This window comes from Hyphomonas sp., from assembly GCF_040882205.1.
In the GTDB taxonomy this organism is placed as follows: domain Bacteria; phylum Pseudomonadota; class Alphaproteobacteria; order Caulobacterales; family Hyphomonadaceae; genus Hyphomonas.
The window spans coordinates 1-11,949 of the sequence record NZ_JBBEBT010000329.1 but is presented as its reverse complement, the minus strand read 5'-3'; the positions used below and the strand labels follow the sequence as shown (position 1 = coordinate 11,949).

The window sequence follows — 11,949 nt, the reverse complement described above, 5'->3', positions numbered from 1 at the left end:
TTTTCAAGTTCCTTCTCCAGCCGGAGCGCCACTTCCGGCACCATGTCGCCGCGACCGGCAAAGTCGCGCTTCACAACCGTGAAGAGTGGACCCGGTTGCGCCACCAGTACAGCTGTATCGCCGGCTGCATCGATCTGCGAGGGCGCAATATCGGCGGCGAGGTAGCCTTCGGAGGACATCAGGTCACGCAGCAGACCGGCGGAACTGTTCATTCGGTTGCGCGCTTCCAGCACACTGCGAGGCGGGGGTTCGGCAACGCGGACGAGTTCGTTGGCCCTCGCTCTCAGGGCAGGGGGCACGCCTTCCACAGCTGCGCGCGGGGTGGTTTCAGCTTCTTGAGAAATAGCGCCGCGCAAGCCGGGGATGAGCGCACAACCGGACGTCGCCGCCAGCAGACACGCCCCGGCCAAAGGCCGGGCGAACGTCCAAACATTGGCCGGTTTCGCGTCTTTCATCAGTGTCTCAGCTTTCTGCCGGGGCAGGATTGCAAGTAATGGCCCACTCATATGTGCGAAACCATAACGTTCACTTGACAGGTGAAAGTTAAACATTGGGTCTAATGGGGGCGATTGCCTATCACGCTTGCGTGACCCTATATTGCCGCAACCACCGCAGGATTCGGCGCAATGATGTATCTCTTCGCCCTCGGCGGGCTCCTGCTGCTATTCTTTGGCGGTGAAGCGCTGGTGCGCGGATCGGTATCTGTCGCCCGCAAACTCAACATTTCCGAGCTGGTCATCGGCCTCACGCTGGTCGGTTTCGGCACATCGGTTCCGGAACTGGTGACCAGCTTGCAGGCGGTGGATCGCGGCGCCGTCGGCATCGCGGTAGGTAATGTTGTCGGGTCGAATATCGCTAATATTTTCATTGTTCTGGCCCTTGCGGCGATCATCACCCCCATCATTGTTCACCCCAGCGCCCTTGCCCGTGATGGCACGATCATGATCGCAGCCACGGCGCTCCTGTGCGCGCTGCTATGGTTCGACCAGTTTGGCCGCATCGCCGGCATTACGCTGGTGGGCCTGCTGATCGCCTATCTCGCCTTTTCGCTGATCGCCGACCAGCGGCGCCCGAGCGCGCCTGCTCAACTGCATGCGGCCGAAGCTGCATCCGTCGACGTCCATTACGGTTTGGTCGCCGGGCTCTTGATTGCCGCGGCGGGCCTTGTTGGCGTCGTGATCGGAGCGAACCTGCTCGTCACCGGCGCCGTGTCACTCGCCCGGTCATTCGGCATCAGCGAAACCGTCATTGGCCTGACGATTGTCGCCATCGGCACCAGCCTGCCGGAACTCGCAACCGCCATTGTCGCCGCCTATCGCAAGCGCGCAGATGTTGCCTTGGGCAATATCATCGGTTCCAATATCTTCAACATCCTGGGCATCGTCGGGATCACGGCGCTGGTCTCGCCCTTCAGCGTACGGGGCGACATCACCGCCGATGCGATGGCTGGCAATGTGCCGGTCAGTATCATTTCCTCGGTGGACGTCGGCGCGCTGGCTCTCTCCGCCGGCTTGCTGATGCTGTTCGCGATGACCGGCCGGAAACTCGCGCGCTGGGAAGGCGGGGTTCTCCTGCTCGGCTACATCATCTACATGGGCCTCACCTTCAACCTGTTTCCAACGCTGAACCTGATCCCCAATGGCTGACGACACGATCTACAAGGGCCTCGGCCAACTCGGTCAGGCAAGCGCCATCCCCGCTTCGCCAGGCGCCGCCGTGCTGGAGCGGGTGCCCAATCCGCATACGGACACGCTCTACCTCACCCGCTTCGTGGCGCCGGAATTCACGTCGCTCTGCCCGGTCACCGGCCAGCCCGATTTCGCGCATCTGGTGATCGACTATGCGCCGGGACACTGGCTGGTGGAATCGAAAAGCCTGAAGCTTTACCTGACCAGCTTCCGCAATCACGGCGCCTTCCATGAGGATTGCACCGTCTCCATCGGCAAGAAGATCTTCGCGTTCACCGATGCGCGCTGGCTGCGCATTTCGGGTTACTGGTATCCACGCGGCGGTATTCCGATCGATGTGTTCTGGCAGTCCGGCGCACTGCCGGATGGCCTCTACGTCCCCGAGACCGGCGTCGCGCCGTATCGCGGCAGGGGCTGATCAGGCGCCGGTCCAGCGCTGGACGCGTCCTTCAAGCTCGGCGCGGACACGTTCCGGCGTTGCAGCCTTCGCCGTTCCCAGATGCACGAAGCCGGCGACGCGCTCGTGCGATTTGAGGTCCAGGAGAACACCTGCATCCTTGTCATAAGCGGCCCATTCGCTCAGCCAGACGCCGGCCCATCCGCTGGCATTTGCGGCCAGCAGGAGGTTGTAGCAAAGCGCGCCTGCGGAGAGTTCCTGCTCCCAGACGGGTGTGCGACCATCGTCCACTGGGCTCGAAATCACTGCCACGACCACGGGTGCGCGAAGCATCGATTTCCCGGCCTCTTCGACCTGCTGGGAAGGCGCTCCGCGCACCCTGAGTATCTGCGCGAAAGCTCGCCCGGCTCCGGCGCGCGCCTCGCCTTCAAATACGATGAACCGCCACGGGCCAAGCTTCCGGTGATCGGGCACACGCATGGCAACACGCAGCAGTTCGTCCAGTTCAGAGGGGCTTGGGCCCGGCTCGCCTAGGACAAGTTTGTTTGCAGACTTGCGCAGCGCCAGCAGGGCCCGCGCATCGGCGCTCGGGCGGGCGCCTGAAAGCGGCTGGTCACGGGGCGGGGGAGGCGGAAAGCGTCTGGTCATCAAGGTCTGGCATAATCAGAGGACCGCGCGAGGAGAAGGACCGAAAATGACGCGTCCCGACTATAGCAATTGAAATTGCGGCCGCCGAAGGCCATTTACATGTCAGATACCGCGCAGGGAGCCCGTATGATTGACAATCCGGACATCGGGGCGCCGGCGCCAGCGTGGAAACGCCTGCAGTTCGAGGCCACGGCCGCGGCGGCGGAAGAGCCCTCCCTGTCGAGCTATCTTAACGCTGCGATCCTTAACCACACCACCCTCGGGGACGCCTTGTCCTATCACCTCGCCGAAAAGCTCGCGAGCCCGGCGATGGCGACCCAGCAGGTCCGGCATGTGATCTCCGGCATCTTTGGCGCCGCGCCGGAACTCGTAGCGGTTGCCGAAACCGACATGCAGGCCGTGCTTGAGCGCGACCCCGCCTGCCGGGGCATGCTGCAGCCCTTCCTGTTCTTCAAGGGCTACCTCGCGCTCCAGACCCACCGTGTTGCGCACGAGCTGTGGCGCACGGGCCGCGAGACACTCGCTTTCCATTTCCAGAGCCGCGCCTCGGAACTGTTCGACGTTGATATACACCCAGCCGCTCGCATCGGACGCGGCGTGATGTTCGACCATGCGTCCGGCATAACGATCGGCGAAACAGCGGTTGTGGGCGATGGCTGTTCACTGCTGCACGGCGTTACGCTGGGCGGTACCGGCAAGGAAGTCGGCGACCGGCACCCGAAAATTGGCCGGGGCGTGCTGCTTTCAGTAGGCGCGAAGATCCTCGGCAATATTACCGTGGGCGATGAAGCAAAGGTCGCAGCGGGTAGTGTGGTGCTCAAGGATGTGCCGTCCCAGTGCACCGTTGCGGGCGTGCCGGCGAAGATCGTTTCCGGTCCGACCTGCTGCCAGCCGGCGCAGAACATGGATCAGGGCATCCCGGACGCCGCCGAAACCTCATAAATACCTTGCAGTGCAACACTTTGCTCAGGCGCTGGAAGCGTCTAGTCTCGGCTTGTGTTGATTTGGTTCAGGAATTCCCATGATAAACAAAGAAGAAACCCTTCGCCTTGAGGCCTATCTCAAGGAGAAGCTGCATCCGGGCCTGCGCCTGCTCGCGCGCGACAAGCTCAACGATTCCCTCGAAGTCTACCTCGGCGCCGAATTCCTTGCCGTCATCTACAAGGACGAGGAAGAGGGCGAGACCTCTTATCAGCTGATGATGACGGTGCTGAAGGAAGACATCATGGGCGGCTGAGCCGTCCATCAGTCTTCCCGGTGCGCCGCCCTCTGCAATCGATCATTGATGGCTTCGCCGAGCCCCGTTTCGGGGATCGGTCCGACAGCTATTCGCTCATACCGGGCGTCCAGTGCGCGCAGGACGGCGAATAGTTTAGACGCGGCTTCCACCAGATCGCCGGTGGGTGAAAGGTTCAGGCCGCCCGTCTGACCCGGCCCGAAGGTCAGGAAGCCTTCGCCGTCTTCGGCCTTTTCGGCGTTGAGGCGAAGCCGGGCTTTCGGCGCGTAGTGCGATTTCAGCTGGCCCGGCGCGCTGATGGCATCTGCATCCGCCGCGTGGCATACGGGCCGGCCGAGCAATTCTGCAATCTGCGCGGTGGCAATGCCGCCCGGCCTTAGCAGGACCGGGCCGCCTGCGTCGAAGCCGAGGATGGTGGACTCCATGCCGACTTCGCAGGGCCCACCATCAAGGATCAGATCGATGCGCTTGCCAAGGTCGGCCTCGACATGCTCGGCGCGTGTCGGGCTGACATGGCCGGAGCGGTTTGCCGAGGGGGCAACCAGGGGCCGTCCGAAAACGGTAATCAGCGCGGCTGCCGCCTTGTGCTTCGGCCAGCGCAGGGCCAGCGTCTCGAGGCCCGCACGGGCAAGGTCCGATACCTGCCCACCGGCCTGCGCGGGGAGGACCAGTGTCAGCGCGCCCGGCCAGAAAGCTTCGCCGCATTGCCGGGCCAGGGGCGAGAACGCAGCTTCCCGCTCCGCCATCTCCCAGGACGAAACATGCGCGATCAGCGGATTGAACCGGGGCCGGCCCTTGGCTTCGTAGATGCGGGAGACCGCTTCCGGGTTGGCCGCGTCCGCCGCGAGGCCATAGACTGTCTCGGTGGGGATGGCGACCAGCCCGCCTTCGCCAAGGATCTCGGCGGCAAGGGCAATGGTTTCGGGCAGGATGGGCACAATGCGCGCGGTCATGGCGGGGCCATAGCACCGGTGGCAGATCCGGCATACCGGCGGTTTACCGTGTCCGCGTCGCCCGGCCGGAAATCGTGACGGTAACCTCGTCCGAAATCCATTTCCCGCCCGGATCAGAGCCCTGACCAAGATCCAGCGCCTTACGGGAAAACTTTACAAGCCCTTCAAGGCGGGCTTCGTCGCCAGAAATATCGAGCGTGAAGTTCAGCGGTACGCTTACAGGTTTGCCCTTCAGCGTAAGCGTTGCGGTGGCCGAATAGCCTCCCGCAGCCTCTGAGAAGCCACCGAGTTCAACGGTCGCTTCCGGATACTCGGCGATGTTGAACCATTCCCGGCCTTTCAGACTGTCATCGTAGAGTTTCTTGCCGGTCGATGCCGAACCCGCGTCGACGACGACCTTGACCGCAGACGTCTCCAGCGCCTCAGGATAGAAAGCGACATCCGCAACCCAGGCACCAAACGTACCGTCGAAGCCATTGCCTTCGTAAAGGCCGGAGAACCTGATCTGCGAAGCATTGTAGTCCACCTTCCAATTTGCGCCAACCAGCCCCGTTCCCGAGGGCGCCGGGCCGGAACTCGCGGGGCCCGCGCTGAGAAGGGATGCTACCGCAATTACGGCGAATAGGGCGGCGCTGCCGCCAAACGCAAACATGAAGCCGCGCGCAGGAAGGGTTGGCGGATTGGGGCGACCGAACAGGCCCGGCAGCATCCGCTTCAGTACGCCGTCCTCGGCGCCGAACTCGTGTTTCGCTGCACCTGCCACGTGCAGGGCCAGGAGGCCGATGATCACCCATGCGCCCTTGCTGTGGAAGAACTCGACGATTTCGTAGAGGTCTTCGCTGATCAGGCCTTCGGTAAACGGCAGGTGCGGCCAGCTGACGATCCCATAGAGCACGGTCGCGACCTGAAAGGGCGAGACTGACACCAGCAGCCACCCGCCCAGCGGAATACCGATCATCAGGGCATAGAAGGCGATGTGGACGGCGTGTGAGGCCGTCTTCTCCAGTTTGGGCATGGCCTCCGGCAGCGGCGGCGGCGGGTTTGTAAACCGCCAGGCCAGTCTGGCGAGGGCAAGGAACAGAACCGTTATGCCGATCGACTTATGGAGCTGAAAGCGGGCCTCGTTTTCTTCCATGTTCCAGCCGAGCCAGATCATGAACAGCAGCAGCGCCGCCATCGCCCAGTGAAGGGCAATGGCGACGGCTGTGTAGCGCGACGACGACGCTTCAGCGCTCATCGCAACTAACCGGCGGCAGCTTCGAGGAACTCGGTCTCGATGATGATCTCCACATCATCGCCGATGAATTCGAGGTTGCTGTTCATGCCGAAATCCGACCGCTTGAGTGTCGTTCTTGCAGAGAAGCCGATCCGGTCCTGATCCGGTGTCCAGGGCAACTGGACCATGCCGTTATAGGTCACGTCGAGGGTCACCGGCCTGGTCACGCCGAGGAAGGTCAGGTCGCCGGTTACCGTGCCGGTGGTCTGGCTCGCCTGGGCGGCCGAGGTCGACTTGAACGTGATGATCGGGTGGGCGCTGGCATTGAACCAGCCCGGGTTGAGGCGGAGGTCATCGTTCCAGGAGGCATACGGGCTGTCCGGGTGGGTTCCTTTGTAATCGCCTCCGAAGTCGGTCTCGACCGAGCGCGGGTCGATCGTGACTTCCACCGAGTTTGCGGCGAGGTCTTCCGGGTTGAAGTTCAGGGTGGCGTTCACGGTCTTGAAACGTGCCGTGTATTTCGAAAGACCGAGATGGTTCACGCGCCAGGTGACCGAGGTATGGCCCGGGTCGATGTCGTAGACCGCAGCCTGGCCAAAGGCGACTTCAGCAGCCGGAGCGGCCTCGGGGGCGGCAACTTCTGCGGCCGGCGCGGCGGCGTCAGCGGCAACAGTGGTCTGCGCAGCCGGGGTACACGCAGCCAGCACCAGCGCGCTGGCGGAAATCAGGAAAAGTTTCATTGTATTCGTCTCCAAAATGCCCGACGGGTCTCCCGCTCAAATAGTGCAGACTTTCGGTCTGTGCAGCAATCAGACTATCACTCGCAAAGAATAACTCCTATCCGCGACATGGAATGCTGATGCCCTACGACGCCCCGATCGACGAAATCGAGTTTTCTCTCAAGGCGGTAGCCGGGATGGGCCAGCTGGAAGGCCTGCCGGGCCTCGAGGCCTATGATGAAGAGATCATCCGCCCGATCCTTGAGGAAGCGGCGAAGCTTGCGCGCGATGTGCTTGCACCGCTGAACCCGGTTGGCGATTCGCAGGGCGCGCGGCTGGAAGATACCCGGGTCATCGCCCCGGAAGGTTTCAAGGCCGCTTACGATGCTTTTCGTAAGGGCGGCTGGATGGGCCTGGCGGCGCCGGAAGTATGGGGCGGGCAGGGCCTGCCGCGCGCGCTGGCCCTCGGCGTGATGGAAATGTTCCATGCCGCCAACATGGCATTCGGCCTCTGCCCGATGCTCAGCTATGGCGCGGTCGAAGCGCTGCTGGCGCATGGCACGGACGACCAGAAGAACACCTACCTGCCGAAACTCGTGGCCGGGGACTGGACCGGCACGATGAACCTGACTGAGCCTCAAGCCGGCAGCGATGTCGGCGCCCTGTCTGCCAGGGCCGTGCCGAACGTGGGCGGCAGCTACGCCATCTCGGGCCAGAAAATCTACATCACCTGGGGCGACCATGACCTCGCCGAGAACATCATCCATCTGGTTCTGGCGCGCGTCCCGGGTGCTCCGGCCGGCTCGAAAGGCATTTCGCTATTCCTCGTGCCGAAGTTTCTCGTCAACACGGATGGCACGCTCGGCGCGCGCAATCAGGTTTATTGCATCGGCCTCGAGAAAAAGATCGGCATCCACGCCAGCCCGACCTGCGTGATGGAATACTCCGGAGCGACCGGCTGGCTGATTGGCGAGGCGAATAAGGGTCTCGCCTGCATGTTCACGATGATGAACTCTGCGCGATTGAATGTCGGCCTTGAAGGTGTGGCGGTCGGCGAGGCGGCCTACCAGGCGGCGTTCAGCTATGCGCAGGAACGCAAGCAGGGAAAAGTCGAGGGCATTTCCGGCGCCGCGCCGATCCTCCACCATGCCGATGTGCGCCGTACACTGATCACCATGCGCGCACGTGTTGCCGCTGCGCGCGCTATCTGCCATGCCTGCGGCGTGTCAGCAGATCTTGCGCATGCCTCAGACACGCCCTCGATCCGCGCCGCCGCCAAGGCACGGGAAGATCTGCTGACGCCGATCGCGAAAGCCTGGAGCACCGACATGGGCGTCGATGTCGCCAGCCTTGGCGTTCAGGTGCATGGCGGTATGGGCTTCATGAGCGAAACCCTCGCGGCGCAGCTTTACCGAGATGCGCGTATCGCGCCGATCTATGAAGGCACGAACGGTATACAGGCCATCGATCTCGTGGGTCGCAAAATCGCTGGAAATGGTGGCGCCTCGATGCGCGCCATGTTAACCGAGGTGGATGAGACTGTGCGCCTCGCGCGCTCTACCAATGATCCGCAATTCGTTCAGCTGGCGGAGCGTCTATGGGCGGCGTCGAAGGCGCTGGCCGAGACCACCGACTGGATGCTCGCGCGCATGAAGGCCCAGGAGCAGGACAAAGCGCTCGCTGGCGCGACCGCCTATCTCGCGCTTGCCGGCGACGTGATCGGCGGGCACTTCCTTGCCCGCGCCGCCCTTGCAGCCCGCCAGAAGGAGCCGGACTTCCGGGCCCGCCAGATGGCACTCGCAGGGTTCTTTGCGGAAACCTCGCTTGCCTCAGCGCCGGGGCGCGTGCCCGGCATCACCGAAGGCGGCGACCGCTTTCTCGACAACAGCCGTGCACTCTTTGGAATCGATTGAACCATGGCCGCCTGGACGAAAACCTATACGGGCGCCGAATCGGTCCGCATAAACAAATGGCTGGCGCTCGAAGGGGTCTGCTCGCGCCGCGAGGCTGATGCTCTGATCGAGCAGGGCCTTGTCGAGATTGATGGCAAACCGATCACCGAACTTGGCGAGCGGATCGTCCCGGGCCAGACGATCAAGCTGAACTCCAAGGCCGCTCAGAAGCTCGACAACCAGCTCTCCATCGTCCTGAACAAGCCGATCGGGTACGTTTCCGGGACGCCGGAGCCGGGCGAGACGCCGGCCATCCGCCTGATTGTCAAAGAGCGCCTGAAGGGTGAGGCCCATGCTATCCCTGGCCGCAACAACAAGATGGCGCCGCTGGGACGCCTCGACAAGGATTCGCGCGGACTTCTGATCCTGTCGGAAGACGGCGTGCTGGCCAAAGCGGTGATCGGCCCGCTGAGCGAGGTCGACAAGGAATATGTCGTGAAGGTGCTCGGCGAGATCACGCCGGAGAAACTTGCGCAGCTACGCCACGGGCTTGAGCTCGACGGCCGCAAGCTGCGCCCTGCCAGGGTCACAGCCGAAGGAAAGGACACGCTGCGCTTCGTCCTCAACGAAGGCCGCAACCGGCAGATCCGCCGGATGTGTTCGCTGGTGCATCTGCGGGTCGCCGACCTGCACCGGGTACGTGTCGGCCCGGTCGAGCTGGGAAACCTGCCGGAAGGCAAGTGGCGCCCCCTCAGCCACAAGGAACGTGCGGCCCTTATCGCCGCAAGCGTTGGCAGGGCAGCCGAGGCAAAGTCCGTGAAGAAGGCCCCGGCGCCCGGCCCTAAGGCCCGCAAGTCGTCGATAGGAAAATCGAAGGAAGTCGCCTCGGAACTGGCACCAAAAGTTCCATATCGGACCAGGAATTACGGGGTGACGGGTGAGGGCTTCAAACGCACGAAGCTTGCGCGGCGGCCGCGCAGTCCGATAAAGTAGCCTGCCCTTGCGTTACGGCTCGACGTGCCCGGCGCGCGGCGTATCGTGGGCCATGGATGGATTTGAATACGCTCCGACGACCCGCTTCGGCCTGAACTATCCCTTCGGGGAAGTCACGCCCGGCCTCGGCGAGACGATCACCGTCGCGCGGGGAATCGAATGGGTGCGGATGCCGCTGCCGTTCTCGCTGAAGTTCATCAATCTCTGGCTGATTGATGACGGCGACAGCTGGACCATTGTGGACACCGGCCTGCCGCTGCCCGAGACCAAGTCGGCCTGGGGCAAGCTGCTGGATGGGCGGGTGACCCCGGAAAAGCCACTGAAGCGCATAATCATCACCCATATGCACCCGGACCATGTCGGCAGCGCCGGGTGGCTCTGTCACAAATACGGCGCCCAGCTCTGGATGAGCCGCCTGGAATACATCACCTGCCGGATGCTGGTCGCCGATACCGGGCGTCAGGCGCCGCCCGTCGCGCTCGACTTCTACCGCCGCTGCGGCTGGGAAGAAGAGGCACTCGACCATTACAAATCCCGGTTCGGCGGCTTCGGCCGGGGCGTCAGCCTCATGCCGGATGCCTATTTCCGGCTGTCGGAGGGCGACGAAATCCAGATGGCCGGTTCGAGCTGGCAAGTCATCATGGGCGCCGGTCATTCGCCTGAGCACGCCTGCCTCTATTGCCCGGAACTCAGGATCCTGATTTCTGGAGACCAGATCCTGCCGCGCATATCCTCCAATGTATCGGTTCACCCGACCGAGCCGGAGGCCGACCCGCTGGCCGAATGGCTGGACAGCTGCCGCAAGCTGATGAAAGCGCTGCCGGACGATTGCCTTGTACTTCCGGCCCACAATGAGCCGTTCACAGGCGCCCACAGGCGCTTGCAACATCTGATTGATGGGCATGAAACCGCGCTGTCGCGCCTGCGCCGCCGGCTCGAGAAGGGGCCCGCCACCGTATTGGATACATTCGTCGCGGTCTTCGGGCGGGCAATTGCCGGCGACGAACTCAGCATGGCCACCGGCGAGGCGCTGGCACACCTGAATTACCTCAAGCACCGCGGTGAACTGGCCCTCTCGGCCTCCGACACCGGGGTGACGCTTTACAATCCGGCCCATGTCACCCAACCGGGTGAATAGCAGTCTGCGAGGCTTTTTCGCCTTCGCAGAGGAAGACATATTCGTCTAAGACTGCCGCCGAAGTGGATTCTTGAGGTCACGATGCCCATTGAAATCGACGCCCCGTCGCAGTCGGCGCCGCCAGTGTCGACCTGGGAAAAGGTGAAGCGCGAACTGAAGGAATGGGGCGCCACGCTGGCAATTGTTGCCCCGGCCTTCCTGCTTTTCACCGGCCTGCTTTACGAACAGCGCGTGATCCCGTCGGAAAGCATGGTGCCGACGCTGGAAGTCGGCGACCGTGTGGCTGTGGCCAAGTTTGCCTATGGGTATGGCCGCTATTCGCTGCCGCTCAGCATGGGTCGCTACCTGCCATTGGGTGAGGGCCGGTTCTTTCCGGGTGCGCCGGAGCGCGGCGCAGTGGTGGTGTTCGAGCATACCCATTCGGACAGGGTGATGATCAAGCGCGTCATCGGCCTGCCGGGAGACACCGTGCAGATCCTCGGCGAAACGCTGATCCTGAACGGTCAGTCCGTGCAGTCGGAGTTCACGCGTGAAGTGCGCTATGTGCCGGACCGTGAAGTGATCGTCGACCAGGTGCAGGAATGGACCGAGACCATCGGAGATCATTCCTGGACCACCCACCGCGGCCTGCGGGGGCGACCGGTGTCCGACACGATGATGTTTGTGGTGCCCGAGGGGCACATGTTCCTGATCGGGGATAACCGCAACAATTCGTACGACAGCCGCGAACTCTCAGGTCATTGCCCGCCGATCAATGGCATGGTCGACCGCGCCGGCTGTCCGCTGCGTGTCAACGCCGACGATGCCTCCATCGGCTTTGTGCCGCTCGATCACCTGATCGGCCGCGCCGACACAGTGTTGCTCACGTTCCATCGCTGCGGCCTGCAGGATGATGAACCCTGCAAGAAGCGGGTCTGGCGCGGGCTCTGATACCGGCAGGTTGCCGCTCCGGGCCCCGCTTCCGGCTTGCCCGGCAAAGGCAACGCCGCTAGTGCGTCTGGACGCGGCACGGGACCTGCGCGCTGCCAAATCGACGAGGAAGGACGATGCCAGAAACGACATCGGCTG

13 protein-coding genes are annotated in these 11,949 nt (G+C 63.2%); 8 read left to right on the top strand and 5 right to left on the bottom strand.

Annotated elements, in window-relative coordinates; all coding sequences use genetic code 11:
• The coding region (locus WEA77_RS14265; RefSeq protein ID WP_368068544.1) for a hypothetical protein at positions 1 to 212 on the bottom strand (212 nt) is incomplete at its 3' end.
• Positions 213 to 626: 414 nt separating this feature from the next.
• On the opposite strand from WEA77_RS14265, the gene WEA77_RS14260 reads away from it, so the two are divergent.
• Both WEA77_RS14260 and queF read left to right on the top strand, forming a co-directional pair.
• The gene (locus tag WEA77_RS14260; protein WP_368068543.1) at positions 627 to 1,646 is read left to right on the top strand and encodes a calcium/sodium antiporter; all 1,020 of its coding nucleotides are present in this window, start codon (positions 627 to 629) and stop codon (positions 1,644 to 1,646) included.
• Positions 1,639 to 2,106, top strand: coding sequence for a preQ(1) synthase (gene queF / locus WEA77_RS14255; protein ID WP_368068542.1), 468 nt, complete (start codon positions 1,639 to 1,641; stop codon positions 2,104 to 2,106). The genes WEA77_RS14260 and queF overlap by 8 nt, the downstream gene beginning before the upstream one ends.
• Here queF and WEA77_RS14250 read toward each other — a convergent pair whose 3' ends face one another.
• Entirely contained in the window at positions 2,107 to 2,733 is a 627-nt protein-coding gene (locus tag WEA77_RS14250; protein WP_368068541.1) for a nitroreductase, read from the bottom strand.
• A gap of 126 nt (positions 2,734 to 2,859) precedes the next feature.
• Between WEA77_RS14250 and cysE the strand changes: the two genes are divergently transcribed.
• The gene (gene cysE / locus WEA77_RS14245; protein ID WP_368068540.1) at positions 2,860 to 3,675 is read left to right on the top strand and encodes a serine O-acetyltransferase; all 816 of its coding nucleotides are present in this window, start codon (positions 2,860 to 2,862) and stop codon (positions 3,673 to 3,675) included.
• An 82-nt stretch (positions 3,676 to 3,757) separates the two neighbouring features.
• Positions 3,758 to 3,970, top strand: coding sequence for a DUF3126 family protein (locus tag WEA77_RS14240; protein ID WP_368068545.1), 213 nt, complete (start codon positions 3,758 to 3,760; stop codon positions 3,968 to 3,970).
• Between the two features lie 8 nt (positions 3,971 to 3,978).
• On the opposite strand, the gene WEA77_RS14235 is transcribed toward WEA77_RS14240, so the two are convergent.
• The 3 genes from WEA77_RS14235 to WEA77_RS14225 are packed head-to-tail and all read right to left on the bottom strand — an operon-like array spanning position 3,979 to position 6,879.
• Positions 3,979 to 4,923 (bottom strand): L-threonylcarbamoyladenylate synthase, encoded by a 945-nt coding sequence (locus WEA77_RS14235; RefSeq protein ID WP_368068539.1) that lies wholly within the window; start codon positions 4,921 to 4,923, stop codon positions 3,979 to 3,981.
• 43 nt (positions 4,924 to 4,966) lie between these two features.
• Entirely contained in the window at positions 4,967 to 6,160 is a 1,194-nt protein-coding gene (locus WEA77_RS14230) for a cytochrome b/b6 domain-containing protein (protein ID WP_368068538.1), read from the bottom strand.
• 5 nt (positions 6,161 to 6,165) lie between these two features.
• Positions 6,166 to 6,879 carry a YceI family protein gene (locus WEA77_RS14225; protein ID WP_368068537.1) on the bottom strand — a complete coding sequence of 238 codons (714 nt, stop codon included), beginning with the start codon at positions 6,877 to 6,879 and terminating at the stop codon, positions 6,166 to 6,168.
• A 119-nt stretch (positions 6,880 to 6,998) separates the two neighbouring features.
• Here WEA77_RS14225 and WEA77_RS14220 point away from each other — a divergent pair, with 119 nt between their 5' ends.
• The 4 genes from WEA77_RS14220 to lepB all read left to right on the top strand — a co-directional run bounded on the left by WEA77_RS14220 (position 6,999) and on the right by lepB (position 11,811).
• The gene (locus WEA77_RS14220; RefSeq protein ID WP_368068536.1) at positions 6,999 to 8,771 is read left to right on the top strand and encodes an acyl-CoA dehydrogenase; all 1,773 of its coding nucleotides are present in this window, start codon (positions 6,999 to 7,001) and stop codon (positions 8,769 to 8,771) included.
• 3 nt (positions 8,772 to 8,774) lie between these two features.
• Complete coding sequence (locus tag WEA77_RS14215; RefSeq protein WP_368068535.1) at positions 8,775 to 9,743, top strand: pseudouridine synthase; 969 nt, start codon at positions 8,775 to 8,777, stop codon at positions 9,741 to 9,743.
• A gap of 52 nt (positions 9,744 to 9,795) precedes the next feature.
• On the top strand, positions 9,796 to 10,881 hold the full coding sequence (locus WEA77_RS14210; RefSeq protein ID WP_368068534.1) for an MBL fold metallo-hydrolase: 1,086 nt from the start codon (positions 9,796 to 9,798) through the stop codon (positions 10,879 to 10,881).
• A gap of 81 nt (positions 10,882 to 10,962) precedes the next feature.
• Positions 10,963 to 11,811, top strand: a complete 849-nt coding sequence (lepB, locus tag WEA77_RS14205; RefSeq protein WP_368068533.1) for a signal peptidase I — start codon at positions 10,963 to 10,965, stop codon at positions 11,809 to 11,811.
• Positions 11,812 to 11,949 lie beyond the last annotated feature (138 nt).